The organism is Paracoccus sp. MA (assembly GCF_020990385.1).
Lineage (GTDB): Bacteria > Pseudomonadota > Alphaproteobacteria > Rhodobacterales > Rhodobacteraceae > Paracoccus.
Genome location: NZ_CP087598.1, coordinates 1,782,657 through 1,809,525 on the forward strand (window position 1 = coordinate 1,782,657; position 26,869 = coordinate 1,809,525).

A 26,869-nucleotide genomic window follows, 5' to 3' on the forward strand; every position below is an offset into this window, starting at 1 on the left:
CGTGCCGGGGCCTGTCCATTTCCCCGTCTAGACCACCACGTCCATGCGCTGCTGCCGGCCGACGCCGAAGATGCGCTTGTAACGCTCGATCTCGTCCTGCGGCCCGGTGGCCTTTTCGGGATTGTCCGAAAGCTTGACGGTCGGCCGCCCCTCGGCCGCCACCGCCTTGCAGACCAGCGAGAACGGCGCCAGCCCGTCGCCCGGCACCAGCCCGCGGAAGTCGTTGGTCAGCAAGGTGCCCCAGCCGAAGCTGACCTTCACCCTGCCGTGGAAGCGATGGAACAGGTCCTTGATCTTCTCGACATCCAGCCCGTCCGAGAAGATGATCAGCTTGTCGCGCGGATCCTCGCCGCGGTCCTGCCACCAGCGGATCGCCGTCTCGGCGCCCTCGGCCGGGTCGCCGCTGTCGACGCGGATGCCGGTCCAGCCGGCCAGCCAGTCCGGCGCGTGGTCCAGAAAGCCCTTGGTGCCGTAGGTGTCGGGCAGGATGATGCGCAGCATGCCGTCATGTTCCTCGTGCCAGTCGGCAAGCACGCGATAGGGCGCCCGGCGCAACTCCTCGTCCGTATCGGCCAGCGCGGCATAGACCATCGGCAGTTCATGGGCATTGGTGCCGATGGCCTCGATGTCGCGGCGCATGGCGATCAGGCAGTTCGAGGTGCCGATGAAGCGCTGGTCGCCCAAGCCCTCGACCATGGCCTGCACGCACCAGTCCTGCCACAGGAAGCTGTGCCGTCGCCGCGTGCCGAAATCGGCGATGCGCAGGTCCGGGCCGAGCCTGCGCAATTCCTCGATCTTTTCCCAAAGCCGGGCCATGGCCCGGGCATAGAGCACCTGCAACTCGAACCGGCCCATGTCCTTCAGGACGGCGCGGCTCCGCAACTCCATGATGATGGCCAGCGCCGGGATCTCCCACAGCATGACCTCGGGCCAACGCCCCTCGAAGATCAGCTCATACTGGCCGTCGCGCTTTTCCAGGTGATAGGCGGGCAGGCGCAGGTTCTCCAGGAACTCCATGAAATCCGGGCGAAACATCTGCCGCTTGCCGTAGAAGGTATTGCCGCGCAGCCAGGTGCTTTCGCCCCGCGTCAACGACAGGCCGCGGACATGGTCCAGCTGCTCGCGCAGCTCGCCCTCGTCGATCAGCTCGGCCAGGCGGATGCGGCTGGTGCGGTTGATCAGGCTGAAGGTCACCTGCGTGTCGGGCCGGTTGCGGAACACCGACTGGCACATCAGCAGCTTGTAGAAATCGTCGTCGATCAGCGAGCGGACGATCGGGTCGATCTTCCACTTGTGGTTATAGACGCGGGTGGCGATATCGACCGTCGGGATCATCATGCGAGTGTCACCCCTGCCTTGCGCATGGTCTCGCGCGCCGCCTCGCGCGAGCCGTTCAGGTCGATGGCACGGGTGGCCTCCTCGATCACGGTGGCGCGGAAGCCCAGCTTCGCCGCATCGACGGCCGACCACGCGACGCAGAAATCATGCGCAAGGCCAACGAAGGTCAGGTCGTCCAGACCGCGCTCGCGCAGATAGCCGGCTAGGCCGGTGGGGGTGCGGTGATCGTTCTCGAAAAACGCGGAATAGCTGTCGATCTGCGGCCGGAAACCCTTGCGGATTACCAGATCGGCGCAATCGAGGGCCAGCGTCGGATGGAACCCCGCCCCGGCCGAGCCGATCACGCAATGCGCCGGCCACAGCACCTGCGGGCCGTAGGGCATCTCGACTTGCGAAAATGCGGCGGCGTCGGGATGGTTGTCGGCAAAGCTGGCATGGTCATGCGGATGCCAGTCCTGGGTCAGCACCACCGCGTCGAAATCCGCCATCAGGTCGTTGATCGGCGCAACGATCTCGTCCCCGCCGGCCACGGCAAGCCGCCCGCCCGGGCAGAAATCCAGCTGCATGTCGATGACGATCAGGGCTTTGGCCATGGCGCCTCTCCTGTTTTTCCCAAGAAAATTGGTAGGCGCAGGCGGCGGGGGCGTCAATGCGGCAACTTGATTGCACCCCGGCGCGGCGCTATGGCCAGCCCATGCTGATCGTTGCCGCGCTTTACCATTTCACCCGCTTTCCCGACCCCGCCGCGCTGAAGGCGCCGCTGGCCAGATGTGCCTGCTCGAACGGGGTCAGGGGCACGCTGCTGCTGGCGCCCGAGGGGATCAACGGCACCATCGCCGGCACGCGCGCGGGGCTGGACGCGGTGCTGGCCCATATCCGCGCCCTGCCCGGCTGCGCGGGGCTGGACTGGAAGGAAAGCACCGCCGAGACCATGCCCTTCGGCCGCATGAAGGTGCGGCTGAAGCGCGAGATCGTCACCATGGGCCAGCCCGAGGTCGATCCCACCGCCGCGGTCGGCCGCTATGTCGCCCCGCAGGACTGGAACGCGCTGATCAGTGCCCCCGACGTGGCGGTGATCGACACCCGCAACGATTACGAGGTCGAGATCGGCAGTTTCGCCGGCGCCGTCGATCCCGGCACCCGCAGCTTTCGCGACTTTCCGGAATGGTGGCGCCAGAACCGCGACCGCTTCGCGGGCAAGCGCATCGCCATGTTCTGCACCGGCGGCATCCGCTGCGAGAAATCGACGAATTTCCTGCTGGGCGAGGGTGTGCCTGAGGTCTTTCACCTGAAAGGCGGCATCCTGAAATACCTGGAGGAGGTGCCCGAAAAGGACAGCCTCTGGCGCGGCGAATGCTTCGTCTTCGACAGGCGGGTGAGCCTGGGCCACGGGTTACGGCAGGGCCGCCACGCGCTTTGCCACGCCTGCCGCCGGCCCCTGGCGCCCGAGGATCGCGACCGCCCGGAATACGAGGAAGGCGTCAGCTGCCACCGCTGCGCCGGCGAATATTCCGAGGCCGACCGCGCCCGATTCCGCGAACGCCAGCGTCAGGCCAAGCGCGGGGAATGTTTCGGCGACGCGCAAGACTGACGATCCGGCAACATTCGTTAACAACAGCAACAAGCTGAAAAACAACGGGTTTACCCGATCACGCCTGCTCAAATCCGCTTGAGCGGCTAAGCCGTTCATCCCTCTGCATTTCCCCTGTCGCGCTACCGGGGGCCGGTCACCGCTTCGCACTTGTCCGTGCTGCGGCGCCGCAAAACCTTCCAATCGGCGAGCCGGGTGATAGGCATAGGGCCGAGTGATCTGGGCGACCAACAGCCCGAAAGAAATGGAGAGCTCAAAATGAAAACAATTGGTTACGCAACGCTGATCTCGCTGCTGGCGGGTGGGGCATATGCAGGCGGCTATGCCGCTCCGGTGGTCGAGCAGCCGGTGGTCGCGCCCGTCGCTCCGCCGATGACGATCGAGGCGAGCGACTGGACGGGCTTCTACGCCGGTCTGCAATACGGGCAGGGCTCGGGCGATCTGGGCGATCGCGGCGCGCTGGCCGATTTCGGCGATTTCGACGGCTATGGCCTGCATGCCGGCTATCAGCGCGGCTTCGGCAAGTTCGTGCTGGGCGGCGAATTGGATTACAACCGCATCTCGCCGGATAATGACTACAGCGACGGCGACCTGACCCGGCTGCGGCTGCGCGCCGGCGCCGACATGGGCAAGTTCCTGCCCTATGTCACCGTGGGCGCCGCCAAGCTGAAGACGGACGAGTTCTCGGATACCGGCCTGACCTACGGCATCGGCGTCGATTACAAGGTGGCCGAGCGTTTCACCGTCGGCGCGGAATATACCCGCAACGACTTCAAGGACGTGCTTGAGGACAGCACCGGCGCAAGCGGCAACGATCTGGACCTCGACCTGGTGCAGCTGCGCGCCTCTTATCGGTTCTGATCCCGACGCAAGAAGAAAGCGCCCCCGTTTCGGGGGCGCTTTTCCGTTCCGGGCCTATTTCACCTGCCCCAGCCGGCCCGCCGCGATAGCGGCCATGTTCAGGATGTCGTTCACCGTCGAGCCGGTCGAGCAGATCTGGATCGGCTGCGGCACCCCGGTCAGGATCGGGCCGATCACCGTCGCCCCCGCCATCTCTTGCAAGAGCTTCACCGAGATCGAGGCCGAATGCCGTGCCGGCACCACCAACACGTTGGCCGGCCCCTTCAGCCGCGAGAACGGGTATTTCGCCGCCTGCGACGGGTTCAGCGCCACGTCCACGGTCATCTCGCCCTCATATTCGAAATCGACGCGGCGGGCATCCAGCACCTCGGTGGCATGGGCCATCTTCACCGCCCGCTCGCTGACCGGATAGCCGAAGTTCGAGAAGGACAGGAAGGCGACCTTCGGCTCCAGCCCCAGGCCGCGCGCCACATGGGCGCCGCGGGTGGCGATGTCGGCCAGGTCCTCGGCCTCGGGCCATTCATGCACCAGCGTGTCGCCCATCAGGATGATACGGCCGTTGTGCAGGACCGCGGTGATGCCCACGGCGCCATCCGCCGGGGTGACGTCGAAGACCATGCCGATCTGCGACAGCACATGCGCGTTCTTGCGCGTCGCGCCGGTCACCAGCCCATCGCCATGGCCATGCGCCAGCATCAGCGAGGCGAAGACATGCCGGTCGCGATTGGCCAGCTTGACCGCGTCCTCGCGGTCATAGCCCTTGCGCTGCAACCGGGCGTAGAGCGTCTCGTGATATTGCTCCAGATGCCGGGAATTGCCGGCATTGACCACGGCGATCTCGCGCGCGGCATCGCCCAGGCCGGCGGCCTCCAGCTTCTCCTTCACGTCGGTTTCGCGCCCGACGACGATGGACTGGCCCATGCCGCCGCGCTGCCAGGCGACGGCGGCGCGCAGCACACGCGGGTCGTCGCCCTCGGCAAAGATCATCCGGGCCTGGGCCTGGCGGGCGCGGGCATGGATGCCCTGCAGGATCGCCGCGGTCGGGTCCATGCGCGCCTTGAGCGACTGGACATAGCCCTCCATGTCGATGATCGGCCGGCGGGCGACGCCGGTATCCATGCCCGCGCGTGCCACGGCCGGCGGAACGACATGGATCAGCCGCGGGTCGAAGGGCGTCGGAATGATATAGTCGCGGCCGAATTGCAGCTTGCGGCCATAGGCCACGGCGACCTCGTCCGGCACGTCCTCGCGCGCCAGTTCGGCCAGCGCGCGGGCGCAGGCGATCTTCATCTCGTCATTGATGGCGCGGGCATGGATGTCCAGCGCGCCGCGGAACAGATAGGGAAAGCCCAGGACGTTGTTGACCTGGTTCGGGTAGTCCGAGCGGCCGGTGGCGACGATGGCGTCGGGGCGGACGGCATGCGCCTCCTCGGGGGTGATCTCGGGATCGGGGTTCGCCATGGCGAAGATGACCGGGTTCTCGGCCATGCTCTGCACCATGTCCTGCGTCACCGCCCCCTTGGCCGAAACGCCCAGGAACACGTCGGCATCCTTCATCGCCTCTTCCAGCGTCCGGGCCTCGGTCACCACGGCATGGGCGGATTTCCACTGGTTCATGCCCTCGGTGCGGCCCTGGTAGATCACGCCCTTGGTGTCGCACATGATGCAGTTCTCATGCCGCGCGCCCATGGATTTCAGCAGCTCCAGACAGGCGATGCCGGCCGCGCCGGCGCCGTTCAGCACGATGCGCACGTCCTCGATCTTCTTGCCCGACAGCTCCAGCGCGTTGATCAGACCCGCCGCGCAGATCACCGCCGTGCCGTGCTGGTCGTCATGGAAGACCGGGATGTCCATGACTTCCTTGAGCCGCTGCTCGATGATGAAGCATTCCGGCGCCTTGATGTCCTCGAGGTTGATGCCGCCGAAGGTCGGGCCCATCAGCCGCACGGCGTTGATGATCTGATCCGGGTCCTCGGTGTCCAGCTCGATGTCGATGGCGTTCACGTCGGCGAAGCGCTTGAACAGCACCGCCTTGCCCTCCATCACCGGCTTCGAGGCCAGCGCGCCCAGATTGCCAAGGCCGAGGATCGCCGTGCCGTTCGAGACCACCGCGACCATGTTGCCCTTGACGGTATAGTCATAGGCGGTCTCGGGCCGTTCGGCGATGGCCTCGACGGGCACCGCCACGCCGGGGGAATAGGCCAGCGACAGGTCGCGCTGCGTCGCCATCGGGGTCGAGGCGACGATGTCGTATTTGCCCGGACGGGGCTCCAGGTGATAGGCCAGAGCCTCTTCCCGCGTGATGCGGGACTTGCGCGGGGTGTTGTCGTCGCTCATCCGGTGCCTCCTCGTGACGTTCCGGCAGCAATAGCGCCAGGGCAAGCGGAACCGGAAGAGGGAAAATGGCCGGCGATGCCCGTCAGGGCGACATGGCGGCCAGCACCGCGCCGTGATGCCCGGCCAGCGCGGCCGCGGCCGCGACCAGGGCGATCATGGCGGCGACCAGATCGTGCCGCGGGTCCCAGCAGCCATGCCGGCGCGCCAGCCAGACCGTCACCGGATAGCAGAACACCTGCGACAGCGCCTGGCCGATCAGCAGGCCCGGCAGGCCGTAAAGCGCGGCCCCGGTGACGACCAGGGTGAAATAGATCACCGCCCGCGAGGATTGCATGATGAAGAAGCCCCGCGAATCCCCGGCGGCGAGCGCGGAATATTCATAGCTGATCGGGATGACCTGCAGCATCTGGATGCAGGCAACGGCGACCAGGATGCCGCCCGCCGCGGCATAGCGCGGATCATAGAGCAGATCGACGAGCGGCGGCCCGGCCCAGGCCAGCACCACCGCCGCCACCAGCAGCAGCGCGGTCAGACCGGCGCGGGTGCGGGCCAGGATGCGGGCATTCTCGGGACCCTCGACCGGCGGGTGCTGGCGATACATCGGGATGAACAGCCGGCTGGCGATGGACGAGCCCAGCATGGCCGGAACCGTGGCCAGGAACAGGCCGATATTGTAGATGCCCAGCTGATGCAGCGTCAGCACCCGGCCCAGGATGATGCGGTCGCCCTGGAACAGCAGGAAGCCGCAGATGGTGCTGAAAAAGATCCACTTGCCGAATTTCATCACCTCGGCGCGGGCCTCGGGCTCCATCCGGAAGCGGTTGCGGTGGCCGGGCAGGAACAGGCGGAACATCAGCAGCTGGGCAAAGGCGCCCAGCACATTGCCCCAGACCAGCGCCCAGACCGATTGCAGGATCAGCGCGGCGGCGATGGTCAGCAGGATGCCGATGAGCTGGTTGCACAGTTCGATCACCGTCAGCCGGCCCAGCTGCAGATGGCGGGCGGCGGTGTCGATCCGCGTCGGCAGGAACCCCCCGACGATCATCGAGGTGGCCGCCACCGGGAACACCCAGCCAAAGAGCGAGGCGTCGTAGAACCAGGCCAGCGGCCAGGCCATCGCCATCGCCGCCAGGAAGATCAGGAAGCCGCGGATGATCTTCAGCGTCCAGATGGTGTCGAGGAAATCCGGGTCGTCGCCACGCTTGCTCTGCATGATCGACGGACCGAACCCCATGTCGCTGAACATGCTCAGCCCGATCAGGAAGCTGGTCACCAGCGCCATCAGGCCGAAATCGTCGGGGCTGAGGATGCGGGTCAGGATCAGGTTCGACCCCAGCCGCATGATCTGGCCCAGGCCGAAATTGGCCATGGACCAGGCGCCGCTGCCCAGAGCCCGCGAGGCGAGGCTCTTGCGCGGCGCCTCGCCGGGGCTTTCGGTTCCGCCGGGCTGGCTCATCAGCCCATCCCGTCGGTCGGCATGCTGACCACGCCGGGCGAGGGCAGGCCGGGAATCTTGCCGATCAGCCACAGCGCGACCAGCGCCCCCAGCACCAGCAGCGCGACCATGTAGATGTTGCGCAGCCGGCGGGCGCGCAGGTCGGCGCTGGACAGCCGATAGGGCAGCGAGATGACCGGCCGCGTGCCGGTGGCGCGGGCGAACTGGTCGCTGCGCCGCAGGACCGGGTTCAGCAACTCCAGCACGAAGGCCACGGTCAGCGCCAGCGCCATGCTGCCGCCCACCCCCATGACCGCGCTTTTCTTGCGGTTGGACATGGCGGGATATTCCGGCGGCAGGGCGCGCTCCAGCAGCACGAAACGCTCGGTCTGGTCGTTCTCCATCAGCATCTGCTGGGTCTCGACCTGGGCCAGCTGGCGCGAGATCTCGTTATAGCGGTCCTGCAGGCGGCGTTGCTGGCGGTTCATCGCCTCAAGCTCGCGGGTGACTTCGGGCGCGCGGGCGCGGGCGCGGTCGATCTCGACCCGGCGCGCCGCGATCCCGGCCTTCTGCTCGTTCAGCTTGGCGAGCTGGGCGTCGATCAGTTCGGCCTGGCGGCGGATCACGTCCGAGCCGCCGCTGCCGCCGCCGCTGTTCAGACGGTCCAGGATCTCCTCCAGCCGCTTGATCTCGGGGTGGTTCGGCGACAGCGTCCGGCGCGCCTGCGCCAGCTCGATCTCGGCCGAGCGGATCTGCTGCACCAGCGAGGCCGAGGGGCGCGCCTCGGAGGCGGTGCCCCCCGCCTCCAGCGACAGCCGCTCGCGCTGCAGGGTCATGACGTCGCGGTCCAGCGTCGTCTCCATCTCGGTCAGTTGGGCCAGCTCGGTCTGCAGGAATTCCTGCGAGGTGGGCAGCGAATCCTCGTTGCGGGCGCTGAACTCGACCACCTTGCGTTCCTGTGCGGAAAGCTGCTCGTTCAGGCGCGCCTCTTCGTTGCGCAGGTATTCCTGCGATTCCAGGATGCGCAGCTGGCGGTTCTCGCGGTCGCGGTTCACCACGCTGTTGGCGAAGTCATTGGCGAGGGCGGCGGCCATGGCCGGGGTCTCGGCCTGGGCGGTGATGACGATGGCCGCCAGCGACATGCGGGAATCGACCGAAACGCCGGGTGCGGTGATGCTTTCGATCCGGGTCGAGCTGCGCAGCGCGCCCAGCTTTTCGGTCTCGCTCAGCGGGGAATCGGCGAACAGGCCCAGCCGCTCGATCACCTCGCGGAGGTTGGCGCGCGCCATCAGGCGCTGCTCGATCAGCTGCACGCGGCGCGAGGCCGGCAGCGAGCTGTCGCTGCCCTGGTCGATCGCGGCCGGCATGTCCAGCTGGATGACCGCCGAGGCCTCGTAGACACGGGGCGAGGAAGTGATCAGGTAAAAGGAAATCAGCACGCCCAGGACCAGGATCGTCAGGACCAGCGGCAAGCGCCGCCAGACCATCGAGATCAGATCCTGCAAGGATTGAATCGGTCCCAAATCTCGAACCCTGTCTTTCTTAAATTCAGTCTTCCGACTTGTTCAGGACCACGCCCATCACCGGCGGCATGCCGACGAGAAGCCGTTCGCATTCCGCCATGTCGGCGGCGGTGCCGCGGCGCCCGTCCGCCACCAGCAGCAGCGCATCGGCCAGCGGCAGCGCAGCCAGCGCCGCATCCTCGCCCAGAAGCGCGGCGGTGTCGATGATGGCGATCTCGGCCGGGTGGCTGTCGTGCAGCCGGTGCATGGCCCGGGCCAGCGCCTCGTCCTGCAGCAGCTCGGCCGCGCCCGGCTCGGCCCGCGCCGGCGCCAGAACCGCGAGGTTCGGCGCCTCGTCCACGCGCGAGACCAGCGCGTCCAGGTCGCCGCCCTCGCGCAGCGCCACCGAGACCGCGCCGCAGCCCGGCACGCCCAGCTGGCCCGCGACCTCCGGCTGGCCGAGGTCGAGGTCGATCAGCGCCACCTGCGTATGCGGCTGGCGTGCCAGCGCCAGCGCCAGGTTCACCGCCACGAAGGTGCCGCCCGCGCCCGGCGTCACCGGCACCACGGCGAGCTTGCTCCAGCCGCGGCTGCGCATCTCGCGCAGGATGCGGGTGCGCAGCAGCGAGAATCGCTGCGCGATGATCTTGGCATGTTTCGCGTCCGAAGCGGCCAGCGCCGCCTCGCGCCGGATGAACTTGCTGGAGACATGGCCCCGCGCCGCTTCCGGCGCAGCCTGTCCTGCCGGCGTCCTGTCCGGGTCATTCCCTGTCGCAGGCGTCAAACCTGTGGCCCCTCTGCCTCTGATGAAACGGCGCCGTCCCGGGGACTGCGGCCTGCCGATGACTTTCACGGCAGCGGCATGGTAGCGTCCCGGCCATGAACGCGACAACCGAAAACACGCCCGATAACAAGAATGCGCCGCATTTCCCGGCCCGGCGGGGCGGAATCCCCATGTCGCGGCGGGCCGGCCGCACCGGCTCCGACATCGGGGCGGGCCCGGCCCCGCGATTATCCACCCAGGACGGCCGCGGCGGGCGATTCGGTCGCGGCCAGCCCGAAAGCCCGGACGCAGCCCGATGACGCCCCCCTGCTCCATCATCCTGCCCGCCCATGACGAGGCGGACTATATCGGCGCCTGTCTCGGGCACATCCTGGCCCAGGACCACCGGGGTCCGGTCGAAGTCATCGTGATCGCCAACGGCTGCAGCGACGATACCGCCGCCCGCGCCCGCGCCCAGCAGCCCGGCTTTGCCGCCCGCGGCTGGCAGCTGCGGGTCGAGGAACTGGCGCAGGGGGGCAAGATCGGCGCGCTGAACCATGGCGACGCCTGCGCCGGCCCGGGGATCCGGCTGTATCTGGATGCCGATATCCGCATGGGGCCGCGGCTGCTGTCGGGGCTGGTCCGCGTGCTGGACGCGGACGAGCCGCGCTATGCCGGCGGGCGGCTGGTGGTCGCCCCGGCGCGCAGCGCCGTATCGCGCGCCTATGCCCGGTTCTGGCAGAAGCTGCCCTTCGTGGCCCAAGGCGTCACCGGAGCGGGGCTTTTCGCGGTGAACGAGGCGGGGCGGGCGCGCTGGGGGGCATTCCCGCAGATCATCTCGGACGATACCTTCGCCCGGCTGCAATTCGCGGAAGCCGAGCGGTTCCTGGTGGACGAGCCCTATGAATGGCCGCTGGTCGAGGGCTTTTCGCCGCTGGTCCGCGTGCGCCGGCGCCAGGACATGGGCGTGGCCGAGATCGCCCGGCTGTTCCCCGACCTGCCCTCCCGGCAGGGCCATGTCCGCCCGGGCAAGGGCGAACTGCTGCGCCTTGCCGCCGCAGATCCGCTGGGCTTCGCGACCTATGCCGCCGTCGCGCTGGCGGTTCGCATGGGGCGCAACCGCCAGGAATGGGCGCGCGGGCGCTAGTCGGCCGCGAAGTCCCGCACCACCTGCCAGGCAAGCTGCTGCAGCACGGCGGCCTGCTCCTTCGGCACCTCGGGATAGGGGCCGCCGCCGCCGGGGATCCGGTTCGTCAGCCCCACCGGGCTCTGGCCGGTCAACGTCGCGTAATGGATCATCGCGATGAAATAGAAGCCTCCCGCCTCGGTCGGATGGATATCGTCGCGGAAAAAGTCGCGGATCGAGCGGGCGCCGGGCACCTTGCCGGCCTCGATGGCATCATGCAGCCGCACCATGCCCAGGCCGGCCGGGATCAGCCGCATCGGCTCCCCTCCCTCCGGCAGGTCCTCGTTCACCCGATCGGCGATCGCCTGCCATAGCGGCAGGTCCGCCAGGATGCGGTCGCGCCAGGGCCGCGTCGAGCCCGGCTCGATATGGTCCCAGGTCTGGTAGAGATAGGGCTTCACATCCGGGTTCGACTGCCGCGCCAGCGCCACCCATTTCGCGGCATAGCCGGCGCTGTCGTGATAATCCATCGCCGGGGCCAGCGGCACGCGCTCGGTGATGATCAGCGCGCCGACCGCGTGATTCGGCAGCCATTCGCGCCCGTTCACGCCCTGGGCGTGTTGCGCGTCCGTCCATTGGATCTCCAGCGGGGCGCCGTTGATGATCTGCATCTCGACGGATTCGTGCAGCAGATTCTGCATCATGCCGGGAACCGTGGGGCTGACGAGGCTGTGGCCGATGTAGAAAGCCGAGACGCCCTCAATTAAAAATTGCAAAAACCCCGCCATATTAACAACCCTCGATTGTGAATTACCTGCCTGCGCGCCGTTATCGCAGAATTGCCCCAAGACCGCAATTCAACCGGCAGTTGCCAATATCGGGCCAAGACAACCAATTGCTTGCCAAAAGGCCGCGGCGATCACGGATTCTCACATCATGTTTACCTAGGGTAAGGGCCGCACAGCCCTCCGGTTCTCTGCGATAAGTCATTGTTTTAAAAAGAACCTATACTTTTCGTCAGTGCCTCAATTCGTTCTAGTTTTATTCAAATGCACGGCTATACTGCGCCAGTAGTGATTAGGACAGGTTTTCAAAATGCGGCACACCACGGATTTTGATATCGAGACGATCGGCTCGGTGCTGCAATCGGACCCCGGCGGAACCATCGGCGAACCCATGGGGGTCCGATCTTTTTATGCCCGCTTTCTCAAGCGTCCCCTGGACATTGCGGCCGTTGTTCTGGCCGCACCGATTGTCCTGCCGGTGGTGATGATCCTTGCCATCGTCATCCTGTGCCATGGGGAAAAGCCCTTCTATACCCAACTGCGGGTCGGACGCTCGGGCCGCAACTTCCGGCTGTGGAAGCTGCGCACCATGGTCGAGGATGCCGACAAGCGCCTGGCCGAATATCTGGCCGCGAACCCCGAGGCCAAGACCGAATGGGATCTGACCCAGAAGCTGAAGAACGATCCGCGCATCACCTCGACCGGCCGCTTCCTGCGCAAGACCTCTCTGGACGAGCTGCCGCAACTGTGGAACGTGCTGCGCGGCGACATGAGCATCGTCGGTCCGCGGCCGATGATGATCGAGCAGGCGCAGCTTTATCCCGGGGCGGATTATTATCACCTGCGGCCGGGCGTGACCGGGCTCTGGCAGATCTCGGACCGCAACGACAGCACCTTCGCGGCCCGCGCCACCTTCGACGCCCGCTATGCCGGAGAGCTCAGCCTTGCCGGGGATGTGACCATCATCGCCAAGACGGTGGGCGTGGTCCTGCGCTGCACCGGCTACTGAGCGGTCCGGCCGGTCTCGGCCTCATGCCGCTCGATGCATCTGAGGCGCCGCCATGCGACGAAAAGCGTGGCGGCGGTTCCACTGACGGAATAAACCAGCAGGGCAGTCCAGAGCGACAGATCAAAGGCCACAGCCCCGATCACCGCGCTGGCCAGCGCAACTGCAACGCCAATGGTCAAGATGCCGGTCAGAGGTGCTCTCCTCAAAATGCACAGGTCCTTGGATCAATAGTGCCAAAGAAAAAACGAATCGCTAGACAAACTTTAGTGCCGTATTCCCTCTTACTGCATATCCGCTCATTCTTAAGCAAAAATCAGCGCAATCCAGCCTGCATGGTGTTTGAATACCGCGACAGTTGAGCATTTTCCTTTGAATTGGAGCCTGCCGCCTTGCGAATCGGCTATTTGGTCAATACCTATCCCCGCCCCTCGCACAGCTTCATCCGGCGCGAGATCGCGGCTCTGGAGGCGCAGGGCCTGCAGGTGCACCGATTCGCCATGCGCGGCGATCCGGCCGCATTGACCGATCCCGCCGACCGCGCCGAGCATGCCCGGACCGAGCGGGTGCTTGAAGCCGGGGGCAAGCGGCTGCTCGCCGGGCTTGCCCGGCAAGCTCTGGAAAATCCTGCGCGATTCTTCCGCGCCATGCGCCTGGTACGGCGGCGGGCGCGGGCCGGGGAATCCAGCCTGGCGCGGCAGATCATCTATCTGGCCGAGGGTGCCCATGTCGCCGCCCGGGCCAAGGCGCTGGGGCTTGCGCATATCCACGCGCATTTCGGCACGAACTCGGCCCGGGTCGCGGCCTATGCCCGGTTGCTGGGCGGGCCGCGCTTCAGCTTTACCGTCCACGGTCCAGAGGAATTCGACAATGGCCTGGCCCTGGACCTGGGCGGCAAGCTGGCGCTGGCGGAGTTCTGCATTGCGGTCAGCAGCTATGGCCGCTCGCAAATCTTCCGCTGGTCGGCCGCTGAAGATTGGGAAAAGGTGCATGTGGTGCATTGCGGGCTTGACCTGCCCCGCTGGGCAGAGCCTTCGCCGCTCCCGCCCGGCGCGCTTCACATGGTCGCGGTCGGACGTTTCGCCGAGCAGAAGGGATTCGGCCTGCTGATCCGCGCCTTCGCCCTGGCCTGGCGGCGCAATCCCGCGCTGCGCCTGTCGCTGGTCGGCGACGGCGAGCTGCGCCCGCAGATCGAGGCGCTGATCGCGGCCGAGGGCATGGGCGAGGCCGTCCGCCTGCTCGGCTGGCAGGACGAGGCCGGCGTCCGCGCCGCCATGGATGCCGCCCATGCGCTGGTCACCCCCAGCTTCGCCGAGGGCCTGCCGGTGGTCATCATGGAGGCTATGGCCTGCGCCCGCCCGGTGATCGCCACCTATATCGCCGGCATCCCCGAACTGGTCCGCCCCGGACAAGAGGGCTGGCTGGTCCCCGCCGGCGATGCCGAGGCCCTGGCCGAAACCATGCTGCAAGCCGCCGAAACCGATCACGCTACGCTGGAACGCATGGGCGCCGCGGCCCGCGCCCGCGTCACGGAACGCCACGACATCCGCGAATCCGCCCGGCGTCTGGCGGCGCTGTTCAGCCGCGCCACAGGCTGAGCGCCAGCCAATAGCCCGCCGCCTGCCCCCAGCGCCCGCCGATCAGCCGGTCGCCCATGCAGGCGCGGAACCGCAGCGCATAGATCACCACCGGGACCGCACGGAAGTCCAGCATCCGCCCGGTCAGCGGATATTGCGCCTTGAACATCGCCTCCTTGGCGCAAAAGGCCAGCAAGGCATCCCCGGCCCCGTTCAGGCGAAAGGGCATGATGGTCTCGGCCAGACCTTCCGGAAGGGCGCGGTCGCAAGGCTCCAGATCGACGCCGACGCTTGCCCCGCCGGGTGGGGCGGCGATGGCGATGCAGTAATCGCCGCCATGCGACAGGCTGGCGCGGATGCCCGGCGGCAGGTCGGGCCGGCGGTCGGGACGCGCCGGGATGGGCCGATCCGCCGGCAGGTCATGCCCGGCCTGCCGGATCGCCGCGCGCAGCGCCATGCGCCCCAAGGCGAACTCGCGCCGCCGCTTCGGGACGGCGCGGGCGATAGCCCCCGCCTCCTCGGGCAAAAGCGGCGCGGGCTCGGCCGTCAGCGGCAGCACCGCGCAGCCATGACCCGAAGGCAGCAGGCGGCGGGCCAGTGCCTCGAGCGCAACGGCGCCGCTCACCGCCCGCCGCGCAATTGCGCCCGCAAGGCCCGGCGCCGGGCCATGGCATCGTCACCGGCCCCGACCGGCTCGGGCTCGGGGCGCACAGGTGCCACAGGGGCCGACACCGCCACCGCCGGAGCGACATTGTTCGCCGGCGCCAGCGCGGCGACGTGCTTCAGGAAATCCGCCATGACCGGGAAGCGGAAGATATCCGTCACCCCCAGCCGCGGCAGCGCCAGCCGGTCCCGCATGGTCCGGTGCAGCTGGATCGCCAGCAGCGAATGCCCACCCAAGGCGAAGAAGTTGTCGCGCGGGCCGATCTGCTCGACGCCCAGCACCTCGGACCACAGCGCCTGCACCGCCTGCGCCAGATCCTCGGTCGGGGCGTTGGCGGCGACAGCAGTGGTGGCCTCGACGGTCGGCGCCGTCACCGGAGCGGAGGCGACAGCCCCCGGCACCGGCAGATGCTTGCGGTCGATCTTGCGGTTCGGGGTCAGCGGCATCTTTTCCAGCCGCACGATCCGCCCCGGCACCATATGCGCCGGCAGATGCGCCAGCAGCGCCTCGCGCAGCCCCTTCTCGCACAACTCGCCCGCGCCGGTGACATAGGCCACCAGCCGCTTGTCGCCGGGGGCATCCTCGCGCACCAGCGCCACCGCCTCGCGCACGCCGGGCTGGGCGGCCAGCTGCGCCTCGATCTCGCCCAGCTCGATGCGGAAGCCGCGCAGCTTCACCTGGTGGTCGGCGCGGCCGATATAGTCGAGGCCGCCATCCTCGCGCCAGCGCACCAGATCGCCTGTGCGATACATGCGCGCGCCCCAGGGCGCGCCGCGATCCGCGGGCACGAAGGGATCGGGACGGAAAGCCGCCGCAGTCAGGTCCTCGCGCCGCCAATAGCCGCGGGTCACACCATGGCCGCCGATCCAAAGCTCGCCCGGCGCGCCGGGGGGGACCGGCACACCGTCGGCGTCCAGCACGTAAAGCTGGGTATTGGCGATCGGCCGGCCCAGCGTCACCTCGGCCGCATCGGTCAGGTCGGCCACCGTGGACCAGATCGTCGTCTCGGTCGGGCCGTACATGTTCAGCACCCGCGCCCGCGTGGCCGCCTTGATTTCGGCCAGCAGCGAGGGCGGCAGCGCCTCGCCGCCCACCATCACGCAGGTCAGCCCGGCCATCGCCGCCGCCACCTGCGGGTCCGAGACCAGGATGCGCGCCATGCTGGGCGTGCATTGCAGATGCGTCACCTTCCAGCGCCGGATCTGCGCCGCGATCGAGAAATCGCCGTCCTCGGGTTCCTCGCCATGCGGGTTGACCTCGGCCCGCAGCCGCGCCAGCAGCGGGAAGCCGGCCATGACCTGCTCGGGCGCGATGCCGTAGTCGATCAGGCAGGCGATCTCGCCCACGCCGATGGCCTTCAGCTGTTCGACCCGGGCGATGCCGTCCTCGATGGAGCCGAAAAGGCCGGAATCCTCGAAATAGCGCAGGAAGGCGAATTCCAGGATGCCGTCCAGCTCTTCCTCGGAGAGCGAGCCGAGGTCGATGGCCATCGGGTTGGTCATGCCCGCCGGGCGGCGGAAGGCCGGGAAATCCCAGGCATATTGCTTGACCAGCGCCGCGGCGCTTTTCAGGTAGTTCTTCATCGGCTCGCGGGCGATCTCGCGCGCCGTCTCGCGATCCTCGGCCAGGCAGGTATGCAGCATCAGCGTGACGGTGAAGCGCGCCGGGTCCTGGCCGGCCTCGCGCAGCGCGGCGTGGTAATCCTTGATCCGCGCCGCGACCGTGTCGATGCTTTGCCCCAGCAGATGGGTCAGCACGTTCATGCCCAGCCGCCCGGCCTCGACCCAGGTTTCCGGGTTGCCGGCGACGGTCATCCACAGCGGCAGCTCCTTCTGCACCGGACGCGGCTGCGTCACCACGCCGAACAGGCTGCCGTCCTTGCGCGGGAACTCGACCGCCTCGCCGCGCCACAGCCGGCGCAGCTGGTCGATTCCCTGGGCCAGCGCGGTCTTGTTGTTCGGCGGGGCGTTTTCCGGACGCAGCACGAAATCGTCCGGCTGCCAGCCCGAGGCGATGGCCAGCCCCGCCCGGCCCGAGGTCAGGTTGTCGATCACCGCCCATTCCTCGGCCACGCGGGCCGGATGATGCAGCGGCAGCACACAGCTGCCGGCGCGAACCGAGATGTTTTTCGTCACCGCCGCCACCGCTGCGCCGGAAACCGCCGGGTTCGGATAGGGACCGCCAAAGGCGTGGAAATGCCGCTCGGGCGTATAGACGGCGACGAAGCCGTTCTGATCGGCAAAGCGCGCGCCCTCCAGCAGAAGCTGGTATTTCTTCGGGCCGGGGCCGTCGTCATTGCCCCAATAGAACAGGCTGAAATCCATGCCGCCGGATGGCTCGCGGCGCGGCTGCGCCGGCGTCGAGGAGACGGCGAGCCGCGATTCCTCGCCCGCGATCACCAGTTTCAGGCCCCGCGCCAGCGACCAGAAGATCTCCAGCACCGAGATGTCGAAGGAAAGACTCGTGACCGCCAGCCAGGCATCGCCCTCGGCATGCGGGATCACCGCGTCCATGCCGGCGAAGAAATTGGCGACATTGCGATGCTCGACCATCACCCCCTTGGGACGGCCGGTCGAGCCCGAGGTATAGATCAGATAGGCAAGGTTTTCCGGTCCGACGGCGCTGACCGGGGCCGCGACCAGGCCATGCGGCAGGTCGGACGGAATGGTCACGACCTGCGCGCCATGCGCAGGCAGCCGGTCGGCCAGACCGTCCTGGACCAGCACCACCCGAGCCCCGGAATCCTCGATGTAAAGCTCGATGCGGTCGGCGGGGTAGTCCGGGTCCAGCGGCACATAGGCGCCGCCGGCCTTCCAGATCGCCAGCGCGCCGATCACCAGCTCGGGCGAGCGTTTCGCGAACAGGCCCACCGGCTGGTCCGGGCCGACGCCCATCGCCACCAGCTTTTCGGCCAGCGCGTTGGCGGCGCGATCCAGCTGGCTGCGGGTCAGGCTGTGATCCTCGAAGGCCAGCGCCACCGCATCGGGGTTCGCGGCGGCCTTTTCCGCGATCAGCTCGTGGATGCAGGCCAGCCGCACCTCCAGCTGCGTGGCATTGCGGCCGACCAGCAGCTCCTCGCGCTCGGCCGCGTCCATCAGGGGGATGTCGCGCAGCGCCGTAGAGCCGGGCAGCGCCAGCCCGCCGTCCAGCGCCCGGGCCAGCCGCTGCGCCTGCGCCGGCGTGACGCGGGCCGGGTCGTGGTCCAGCCAAGCGCCGTCCCCGGCCAGGGTCACGGTCAGCGCCGCGCCCTTGACCGGGCCGCGGGCATCGAGGCTGATCGCCAGATCCGGCAGCGCCATGTCGCGCAGCTCGGGCGCGCGGTGCAGCAGGTCGGCCATGAAGAAGCCGCGCTTCGCCTGATCGGCGATCTGCGCCGCCAGCGCCTGCCCCAGATCGGCCAGGGTCCGGTCGCTGCGTGCCTCGACCACCAGCGGCTGCCAGTCGGCGACGATCCCCGCCGCCTCGGGCTGGCCTTGCGGCCGCAGCGCCAGATCGAACTCGGCCTGTCCGGCCAGCCGCGCCAGCAGCGCCGCGGCCAGCGCGATGCGCTCGGGCGCGGCGCCGGGCAGCAGGGGCAGGCGCTGCGTCGCGCCCGAGCCCTCGCCCGGCAGCACCGCCGGGTTCATCCGCGCCAGACGGCTCCGCCAGAAGCCGTCATGCTTGGCGGCCTGCGCGGCCAGATCGGTCAGCCGCGCGCGCTCCTCGGCGGCCAGCGCCGGGATCACCGTGCCAAGCGGAGGCAGCTCGCCGCGAAAGACCAGCCGGATCGCCGCATCGGCGGCGGCGACGGTGGCGATATCGCCGTGATGGGCCAGCACGGTGCCCGGCGCGGCGCTGGCCGGCTCGGTCCCGGCCGAGGCGGTCACCGCCAGCACCCGGCCATCGGCCAGCCGGACCTTGGCCTCGGCCAGCGGGTTCCAGTAGTCGCCATGGTCGAGCCCGCGCACCAGCGCGCAGATGCGCCCCGCCGGCTGGGAGAAGTCGATCAGGCCCGCGGCCTCGGGGCGCTTGTCGCGGCCGACATAGCTGCGCTGCGACAGATCCTGTTTCACCCGCTGCGGGCCGGCCGCTTCGAGTTGCGCCACCACCTCGGCAAAGCTTTCCGCCCCGCGGGCGAAGCAGCGGGCGTTCAGGGTCAGGGCGGTATCGTCGGGGCGGATCTCGAACAGGGTCTGGGTGAGGATGTCGCCCTCGTCCACGCCGCCTTCGATCATGTGCCAGGTGACGCCGTGCTGCGCCTCGCCGCCGATGATCGCCCAGACCGGAGCGTTCAGCCCCGCCAGCCGCGGCAGCGGCCCGTCGTGGAAGTTGATCGCGCCCAGCCGGCCGCGCGCCAGCATCTCGGGGCGCAGGATCGACAGGTTGGCGACGCTGAACAGCCAGTCGGCAGGCGGCGCATCGGGGGCCATCGGCGCGTCCTGATCCTCGACCGCAAGACCGGCGCCCTGCGCCCAGTCGCGCAGGTCGGGATTGCGCGTCACCACCGCATGGATGCGATGCCCGCGCGCCAGCAGCGTCTCGGCCGCGTGGCGCAAGAGAGATTCGTTACCCACCAGAATCGCGGAAAATTGCGTCATGGCTTACCCTTTTCAACATGAACGGGCTTTGGTTGTGAACGAAAGGCGTGGCGCGTCAGATGCGCCAGATGGCCCGGCGGCCCGTCCGGCTTGCGCCCCGACAGAAGGCAGCGCAGGCGGAACAGGCCCGCGCCCCCCAGATGCGCGACCGTGGCCCAAAGCGCGCCCAGACGCCCATGATGTTTCTCGAAATAGCGGCGCCGGGAATCGTACCAGTAATCCGGCGCGCGCTTCCATTCCTTCATGCCGGTGCTGACCGAACCGATATGCAGAACCAGGCTTTCGACGACGTAATGGGTCTGCCAGCCCGCCAGCGCGGCGCGGCGGCACAGATCGGTCTCCTCGTAGTAAAGGAAGAAGCCCTCGTCGAAGAGGCCGATTCGATCCAGCACATCCATGCGGATCATCATCGACGCCCCGGCCGACCAGTCCACGCGACCCGATGCCTCGGGCTGCGGCAGCGCCACGATGCGGCGCCGCAGCAGGCGCGAGATCGGGCCGGTGCGGCATTCCGATTCGAACTCGCCCAGCGCGGTGGGAAAGCGGAAGGCGGTGCTGTGCGGCACGTCGTCGGTGCCGCGCAGGCGCGAACAGGCGATCCCGGCCTGCGGATGCGCAGCCAGATAATCGACCAGCGCCCGGATCGCGCCGGGCTGCGGAATCGCGTCGGAATTCAGCAGATAGACCAGATCGGCGCGGCGCCCGTCCGGCAGGCCCTGGCGGATGCCGTGATTGTTGCCGGCGCCATAGCCGCCGTTCCAGCCCGATTGCACCACCGCGACGCGATCCGAGGGCCAGCCGCGCGCCCGCACCCCGGCCTGCATCGCCTCGTAGCTGCCATCGCCGGAATCGTTGTCCACGATGGTCAGCCCGCCGTCGATACCCTGCATTTCGCGCAATGCGGCCTCGGCGGCCTGCAAGGACATCTCTGGCGTGCGCCAGTTGAGCACGATGACATGCACGCTGGCCGTGGTCGGATTCTGGGTCATGGTCACTCCGCCGCCTTGATCCCGGCCGGGGCGTCCATCTCGGCATCGGCCTCGCGCAGGATTTCGCGCAGGACCGAGGACAGGCGGCGCACATTCGGCTCCAGCACCATCGAATCGTGATCGCCCGGCACTTCGATCACCCGCAGATTGGGCATCCAGGGCGTCCAGCCATTGTCCTCGATGACGTAATCCCGGCCGGAATTGATCCAGCGCCCGCCGGTCACCTTCCAGCGCCGGTCGAGCGGCGGCCGGAACATCGCCACCGGCCCGTCCCAGACCGAAAGCCGCATCTTCGGCAGCGCCGCGAGGAAGGCGGCCTCGATGGCCAGGTCGTGGAAGGCGCCGGTTGCCTCGGCCGAAACCTCGGCCTCGACCGCCTTGGCCTTGCTGCGGCGCTGGAATTCATAGGCCACGCGGTCGCGCAGCCATTTCCAGACGAAGCCCGGCCCGCCCTCGCGCAGCTCGCCCAGGCGGATCGCCAGCCGGTCCTTGCGGCTGACCGGCTCGCGCAGCGGCAGCGGCGTGTCGAGCATGACCAGCATCGCCACCTCTTCGCCCGCCGCGCGCAACTGCCGCGCCATCTCATAGGCGGTCAGCCCGCCGCCCGAGAAACCGCCGATCAGATAGGGGCCGGCCGGCTGAATCTGGCGCAGTTCCTCGATATAGTCGCGGGCGGCTTCGGTGAAATCCTCATGCGGCTTGTCGTCGCCCAAGAGGCCGCGCGCCTGGATGCCCCAGAAACGGCGGTCCGGCCCCAGCCGCTGCGCCAGCTGCCGCAGGTTCATGATGTTGCCGAACATGCCGGCGACCATGAAGAAGGGCGTGCCCTCGCCCCGCCCGCCCATATCGACGAGGAAACGGAAGCGCGGCCGGGCCGAAACCGGCAGCTCGCGCACGTTGTCGGGCGAGACCAGCTCGCGCGGGCCGGTGCGCTCCTCGACCAGTGCGGCCAATTCGGCGATGGTCGGCGCCTCGAACAGGGTCGAGATCGGCAGGTCCACGCCGAAGGCCTTGCGCAGCTGGCCGAACATGCGCACCGCGATCAGCGAATGGCCGCCAAGGTCGAAGAAGCTGTCGGCGGCGCCGACCTGGGCGATGCCCAGGAGCTCGGACCAGATCGCCGCCAGTTCCGCCTGGATGCCCGGCGCCGGTTCGACGAAATCGCTGTCGAGGTCGGGGCGCTCGAAGCCGCCCTCGGCGGGCGCGGCATCCTCGACCACCCCCGCCTCGGCAATCAGCGCCGGCAGGTCCAGCGACGAGACATAGACCTGAGAAAGCCCGGTCGAGATGGCGCGGCTGAGCATCGCCGGGCCGATGGCGGCCGGGATGCCCTGGCTGATATTGTGATGCAAGCGCCGCTCGGCCGGGGACAGGCTGCGCGCCGGCTGCACCCGCGCCTGCGGCGTGGCGGAAATCGCCGCCGCCAGCTTGCGCAGGGCGAAGCCCTTGATCTCGGCGCAGACCGTGCCGTCCGCCGCGGCCAGCGTGATGTCGAATTGCGCCATGCCCTGCGCGTCGCTGTTGTCGCCGGCATTGCGGATGTGGCTGATGACCTGCGCCGGCAAGGGCGCGTAAAGCCGAATCGCGCGATAGCCCATCGGCACCCAGAGATTGCCGGGCGTCCAGCCCTTGATCAATTCCATCGCCCAGCCGGTGGCGATGTCCAGAAGCGCCGGATGCGTCAGCCATTCCCCGGCCTCGGCGGCATATTCCGGCGGCAGCGACAGTTCCGCCACCCCCTCGTCGCCGGCAATGCGATAGCGGCGCAGCACCTGCCAGCGCGGGCCGAACACCATCTGGCCTTCCTGCGCCGAGGCGATCGCCGCGCCCTGTCCGTCCCGGTCCCAGCCGCCGGCGATCTGCAGCGCCTCGGGCGCCGCCTCGTGCAGGCCGGCGACCAGGGCCGAGACGTTCGGCTCTCCCTGCGGGTCGTCGAGGATCTCGATGCGCATCGCATCGCCTTCGGGCAGGACGCGGGTGCTGACCAGCGCGGTATCGGAAACCAGCACCGGGCGGCGGAATTCCAGGTCGCGGATCACCAGCGGCAGGGCCAGCCCGCATTCCAGCGCGGCTTCCGAGATCAGCTCGATCCAGCCGGTGCCGGGCATCAGCGCCTGGCCTTGGGCGGTCTTGTGGCCGCCGATGATCCAGTCCTGCATCTTCAGCGCGGTGCGGAACTCGCGCCCGCCCGGCATGGGCAGGCTTTCGTCCAAGAGCGGCCGGCCCCGCGGCACGGCGACGGCGGATGCGGTGTCCAGCCCCATGGCCCGCGCCGCCATGCCGGCATCGGCCCAGACGCCCCAGTTGACCGCGACCACCCGGCCCAGCGCCTGCGGCGCCGAGCGCGCCACCGCGTTCAGATATTCGTTGGCGGCGACGTAATCCGCCTGCCCCGCCGGCGCGATCACCGAGGAGGTCGAGGAGAACAGCACCGTCAGCTTGGCGGGATTGTCCGCCAGCGCCTCGATCAGTGCGCGGGTGCCCAACAGCTTCGGCGCCAGCACGTCCCAGGCATCGTCGTCGGTCTTGGCGGCGATCAGGCTGTCGCGGATCACGCCCGCGGCATGCAGCACCACGTCGAGGCTGCCGAAACGCGCCTTGGTCTCGGCCACGGCGCGGGCCATGTCCTCGGGGCTGGTCACGTCGGCGCGGATCGCCAGCACCTCGGCCCCCAGCGATTCCAGCTGGCGGACCGAGGCGGTGACGGCGGGCGAATCCACCCGGCCGCGCGTGGTCAGAGCCAGTTTCGCGCCGCCGCGCTGCGCCAGTTCGCGGGCGATGGCCTGGCCGATGCCGCCGAAGCCGCCGGTGATCAGGCAGGCCGCGCCCTGCGGGATGGCGGCCATGCCATCATCGGCCAGCGCCACCTTTTCAAGGCTTTGCTCAAAGCGGCGCCCGTCGCGCCATGCGGCGACGGCGGCGCCCGAAGGGGCCAGCGCCTCCTCCAGCAGGTTGGCGGCCAGCGCCTCCAGGCCGCCCTTCGCCGGCAGGCGGATGTCCACCAGACGGGCCGAGACGTTCGGCATCTCATGCGGCATGACGCGGATCGGTCCCGCTGCCGTGGCCTTTTCCGGCACCGGCGCCGGTTCGTCGGCGACGCGCAGCGCGTCGTTGCAGACCGCGATCACCTCCAGCTTCGCGTCGGGCAGTTCGGCGCCGATGGCCTGCGCCAGATGCAGCAGGCCGAAGAAGCCGCGTTCCAGCTGGCTGTTGAGCAGGCTGGAGCCGGGGCGGAACTTCGCCCCCTGCGTCACCGACCAGAGATGCAGGATGCGGTCGGGCACCATCTCCTGCCCGGCCAGTGCGGCCAGCAGCATCTCATAGCCCTCGCGGTCGGATTCGACCGGCAGCAGGAAGCGACCGTCGCCACCCGCAACCGTCTTGTCGGCGAAGGTATCGCCCACCTCGACCACCGCGACGCGCTGGCCGCGGGCCCGCAGCCCCTCGGTCACGCGCTCGGCAAGGCCCAGATCGTCGGCAAAGACCAGCCAGTTCCGCTGGCCCCGCGCGACCGGCCCCTGCGGCCCGATCTCGATATTCGGCGAGGCCAGCTTCCAGGCCGGGCGCCAGCCCCATTCCGCCGGTTCCTCGATCCGCGCCAGTTCTTCGGCAGTCTCCGCCGCGGCATTGACCGAACGCTCGATGAAATAGCGCCTGCGCTGGAAGGCATAGCCCGGCAGCGACAGGCGCCGGCGCCGGGCACCGCCCCAGACCTGATCCCAGTCGATCTGCCCGCCGCAGGCCCAGAACCGCGCCAGCGCAGCCATGAAATAGCTGTCGTCGCCGGTGGCGTGATCGCGGTGGCGCAGGGTCGAGATCACCTGGTTGGCGGCGACCGCCGGATGCGCCTTGGTCATGGCCTGCATGGCCCGGCCCGGCCCGACCTCGACGAACACCCGCCCCGGCACCTGCGCCAGATGCGCGATGCCGTCGGCAAAGCGCACGGTGCCGCGCAGATGCGCGACCCAGTAGTCGGGACTGGTCGCCTCGGCCGCGGTCAAGGGCTGGCCCGAGCGGTTCGAGATGATCGGGATCTGCGGCGCGTTCAGCCGGATCGAGGCGAGATAGGCGCGGAATTCGCCCAGCACCGGCTCCAGCAGCCGCGAATGCGCGGCGATGGAGATGGCGATGCGCTGGCATTCCACCTCTCGCGCCGCCATGCGCGCGGCAAAGCGGTCCAGCGCCGCATCGGGCCCCGAGACCACCGACAGGCCCGGCCCGTTCACCGCCGCCAGGTCCAGTTCCAGCGCCTCAAGCTCGGCGGCGAACTCCTCGGGCGGCAGCGGCACCGACAGCATGCCGCCCGCCGGCACCCGGTCCATCAGCAGCCCGCGCAGGCGCACCAGGCCGATGCAATCCTCGAAGCTCATCACCCCGGCGATGCAGGCGGCGGTGTTCTCGCCCATGGAATGGCCGATCAGCGCCGCGGGCGTCACACCCCAGCTGATCCACAGCTGCGCCAGCGCATATTCGGTGATCATCAGCAGCGGCAGTTGCAGCGAGGGCTGCAGAAGCCGGCGGTCGGCCTCGGCCTCCTGCCCCGGTTCGGGCAGCCAGAGCGCGCGCAGGTCGGTGCCATGAGCCTGCGCCATGTGGTCGAGGCCGCGGTCCATCCATTCGCGGAACACCGGCTCGGTCTGGTAGAGTCCGCGCGCCATGCCGGCATATTGCGCGCCGCCGCCGGGCAGCATGAACACCGCCTCGGCCGGATCGCCCACCGGCTGGTGATCGAAGACCAGCAGCGGATCGGGATCGGCCAGAAGCCGCGCCGCCTCGGCCGCCGTCTCGGCCACCAGCACGCGGCGGCGGTCGAACTGCCGCCGGCCCTGGGTCAGGGTAAAGGACAGGTCGGCCATGTCCACGCCCGGATTGGCCTGCAGCCAGCCCGCCAGCGCCGCCGAATTGGCGTCCAGCGCCGCCTTGCTGCGGCCCGACACGGCGATGATGTGGAAAGGCCAGTCGGATTCGCCCGAGGCCTCGGCCAGCGGCGGCTGCTCAAGGATCACATGCGCATTGGTGCCGCCGACGCCCAGCGAGTTCACCCCGGCGCGGCGCGGCCCCGGCACCGGCCAGTCCGACAGCCGGTCGTTGACCTGGAACGGCCCGCCCTCGAAGTCGATGGCGGGGTTGGGCGCTTCGTAGTTCAGGCTGGGCGGGATCTTGCCGTGATGCACCGCCAGGGCCGATTTGATCAGCCCGGCGCTGCCCGCCGCGGTGTCCAGATGGCCGATATTGGTCTTGACCGAGCCGATGCGGCACGGCCCCTGCCGCCCCCCTTCCGAGACGCGCGCATAGGCCTGGTTCAGCGCCGCCACCTCGATCGGGTCGCCCAGCGCGGTGCCGGTGCCGTGGCATTCGACATAGCCGATGCTGTCCGAGGAGACCCCGGCCATCACCAGCGCCTCGGCCACCGCCTGCGCCTGGCCCTCGACGCTGGGGGCCAGGTAGCCGGCCTTGGCGGCGCCGTCATTGTTGATGGCCGAGCCCTTGATGACCGCCCAGATGTGATCGCCGTCGGCCAGCGCATCACGCAGCCGGCGCAGCGCCACCACCGCCGCGCCGCTGCCGAACACCGTGCCCTGCGCGCGATGGTCGAAGGCATGGCAATGGCCGTCGGGCGACAGGATCTCGTTCTCCTTGTAGAGATAGCCCAGGCCATGCGGCAACTCGATGGTCACGCCGCCGGCCAGCGCCATGTCGCATTCGCCCGATTGCAGCGACTGGCAGGCCATGTGGATCGCCACCAGCGAGGTCGAGCAGGCCGTCTGCACATTGACCGACGGCCCCTTCAGGTCGAAGACATGGCTGACGCGGGTGGATAGGAAGTCCTTGTCGTTGCCGGTATGGCGCAGCAGGAAATGCCCGACGCCATCGACCAGATCGCGGTTCGAGCAGACGTTCCAGTAGTAATAGCTGCCCGCGCCGCAGCCGGCCCAGACGCCGATATTGCCGGCGAAACGCTCGGGCACATGCGCGGCATCCTCCAGCGCGTGCCAGCAGGTTTCCAGGAACTTGCGGTGCTGCGGGTCCATGATCGCCGCTTCCTTGGGCGAAAGCCCGAAGAATTCGGCATCGAATTCGTCGAACTGGTCCAGCACCGCCGCCGAGGCGACATAGTTCGGGTCCGAGAGCCGTGCCCGCGACTCGCCCCGCGCCAGCAGTTCGGCCTGCGGGACGCGCTGGATCGATTCGACCCCGCGGCACAGGTTGTCCCAGTATTCAGCGACGCCCGCGGCCCCGGGCAGCTGGGCCGCCATGCCGACGATCGCGATATCGGTGTCCTCAACGACGGTCTTGTCGAAGGCCATGGCGATGCCT

General features: G+C 68.8%; 16 protein-coding genes. 5 read left to right on the forward strand and 11 right to left on the reverse strand.

Going from position 1 to position 26,869, the window contains the following annotated elements; all coding sequences use genetic code 11:
* Positions 1 to 27 precede the first annotated feature (27 nt).
* Together pncB and pncA are read right to left on the reverse strand one after the other, a co-directional pair.
* The gene (gene pncB / locus LOS78_RS15920) at positions 28 to 1,338 is read right to left on the reverse strand and encodes a nicotinate phosphoribosyltransferase (RefSeq protein ID WP_230377453.1); all 1,311 of its coding nucleotides are present in this window, start codon (positions 1,336 to 1,338) and stop codon (positions 28 to 30) included.
* On the reverse strand, positions 1,335 to 1,931 hold the full coding sequence (gene pncA / locus LOS78_RS15925) for a bifunctional nicotinamidase/pyrazinamidase (RefSeq protein ID WP_230377454.1): 597 nt from the start codon (positions 1,929 to 1,931) through the stop codon (positions 1,335 to 1,337). The genes pncB and pncA overlap by 4 nt, the downstream gene beginning before the upstream one ends.
* Before the next feature lie 101 nt (positions 1,932 to 2,032).
* On the opposite strand from pncA, the gene LOS78_RS15930 reads away from it, so the two are divergent.
* Both LOS78_RS15930 and LOS78_RS15935 read left to right on the forward strand, forming a co-directional pair.
* Complete coding sequence (locus LOS78_RS15930; RefSeq protein WP_230378533.1) at positions 2,033 to 2,929, forward strand: rhodanese-related sulfurtransferase; 897 nt, start codon at positions 2,033 to 2,035, stop codon at positions 2,927 to 2,929.
* A 258-nt stretch (positions 2,930 to 3,187) separates the two neighbouring features.
* Complete coding sequence (locus LOS78_RS15935; protein WP_028714281.1) at positions 3,188 to 3,790, forward strand: outer membrane protein; 603 nt, start codon at positions 3,188 to 3,190, stop codon at positions 3,788 to 3,790.
* A 54-nt stretch (positions 3,791 to 3,844) separates the two neighbouring features.
* Here LOS78_RS15935 and LOS78_RS15940 read toward each other — a convergent pair whose 3' ends face one another.
* The 4 genes from LOS78_RS15940 to LOS78_RS15955 form a co-directional block, all read right to left on the reverse strand.
* Positions 3,845 to 6,127, reverse strand: coding sequence for an NADP-dependent malic enzyme (locus LOS78_RS15940; RefSeq protein ID WP_230377455.1), 2,283 nt, complete (start codon positions 6,125 to 6,127; stop codon positions 3,845 to 3,847).
* A gap of 82 nt (positions 6,128 to 6,209) precedes the next feature.
* Positions 6,210 to 7,583, reverse strand: a complete 1,374-nt coding sequence (locus LOS78_RS15945; protein ID WP_230377456.1) for an oligosaccharide flippase family protein — start codon at positions 7,581 to 7,583, stop codon at positions 6,210 to 6,212.
* Positions 7,583 to 9,067 (reverse strand): LPS biosynthesis protein, encoded by a 1,485-nt coding sequence (locus tag LOS78_RS15950; RefSeq protein ID WP_028717054.1) that lies wholly within the window; start codon positions 9,065 to 9,067, stop codon positions 7,583 to 7,585. Before LOS78_RS15950 ends, LOS78_RS15945 begins: the two co-directional genes overlap by 1 nt.
* A 43-nt stretch (positions 9,068 to 9,110) precedes the next feature.
* Positions 9,111 to 9,848: a chromosome partitioning protein gene (locus LOS78_RS15955; RefSeq protein ID WP_230377457.1), complete on the reverse strand. Its 738-nt coding sequence runs from the start codon at positions 9,846 to 9,848 to the stop codon at positions 9,111 to 9,113.
* A 295-nt stretch (positions 9,849 to 10,143) separates the two neighbouring features.
* Here LOS78_RS15955 and LOS78_RS15960 point away from each other — a divergent pair, with 295 nt between their 5' ends.
* On the forward strand, positions 10,144 to 10,974 hold the full coding sequence (locus tag LOS78_RS15960) for a glycosyltransferase family 2 protein (RefSeq protein ID WP_230377458.1): 831 nt from the start codon (positions 10,144 to 10,146) through the stop codon (positions 10,972 to 10,974).
* Here LOS78_RS15960 and LOS78_RS15965 read toward each other — a convergent pair.
* Positions 10,971 to 11,657, reverse strand: a complete 687-nt coding sequence (locus LOS78_RS15965; RefSeq protein WP_230377459.1) for a hypothetical protein — start codon at positions 11,655 to 11,657, stop codon at positions 10,971 to 10,973. The two genes, LOS78_RS15960 and LOS78_RS15965, sit on opposite strands and share 4 nt — an antisense overlap.
* A gap of 391 nt (positions 11,658 to 12,048) precedes the next feature.
* Here LOS78_RS15965 and LOS78_RS15970 point away from each other — a divergent pair, with 391 nt between their 5' ends.
* Together LOS78_RS15970 and LOS78_RS15975 are read left to right on the forward strand one after the other, a co-directional pair.
* Positions 12,049 to 12,747 (forward strand): sugar transferase, encoded by a 699-nt coding sequence (locus LOS78_RS15970; RefSeq protein ID WP_028717057.1) that lies wholly within the window; start codon positions 12,049 to 12,051, stop codon positions 12,745 to 12,747.
* Between the two features lie 389 nt (positions 12,748 to 13,136).
* Positions 13,137 to 14,342 carry a glycosyltransferase gene (locus LOS78_RS15975; protein ID WP_230377460.1) on the forward strand — a complete coding sequence of 402 codons (1,206 nt, stop codon included), beginning with the start codon at positions 13,137 to 13,139 and terminating at the stop codon, positions 14,340 to 14,342.
* Here LOS78_RS15975 and LOS78_RS15980 read toward each other — a convergent pair.
* Genes LOS78_RS15980 through LOS78_RS15995 form a run of 4 tightly spaced genes read right to left on the reverse strand, consistent with a single transcriptional unit; the run spans position 14,323 to position 26,859 of the window.
* The gene (locus LOS78_RS15980) at positions 14,323 to 14,946 is read right to left on the reverse strand and encodes a 4'-phosphopantetheinyl transferase (protein ID WP_230377461.1); all 624 of its coding nucleotides are present in this window, start codon (positions 14,944 to 14,946) and stop codon (positions 14,323 to 14,325) included. The two genes, LOS78_RS15975 and LOS78_RS15980, sit on opposite strands and share 20 nt — an antisense overlap.
* On the reverse strand, positions 14,943 to 19,562 hold the full coding sequence (locus tag LOS78_RS15985; protein WP_230377462.1) for a MupA/Atu3671 family FMN-dependent luciferase-like monooxygenase: 4,620 nt from the start codon (positions 19,560 to 19,562) through the stop codon (positions 14,943 to 14,945). Before LOS78_RS15985 ends, LOS78_RS15980 begins: the two co-directional genes overlap by 4 nt.
* A complete protein-coding gene (locus tag LOS78_RS15990) occupies positions 19,559 to 20,551 on the reverse strand; it encodes a glycosyltransferase family 2 protein (RefSeq protein ID WP_230377463.1) in 993 nt (330 codons plus the stop codon). The genes LOS78_RS15985 and LOS78_RS15990 overlap by 4 nt, the downstream gene beginning before the upstream one ends.
* Before the next feature lie 2 nt (positions 20,552 to 20,553).
* Positions 20,554 to 26,859 carry a type I polyketide synthase gene (locus LOS78_RS15995; RefSeq protein WP_230377464.1) on the reverse strand — a complete coding sequence of 2,102 codons (6,306 nt, stop codon included), beginning with the start codon at positions 26,857 to 26,859 and terminating at the stop codon, positions 20,554 to 20,556.
* Positions 26,860 to 26,869: the final 10 nt, after the last annotated feature.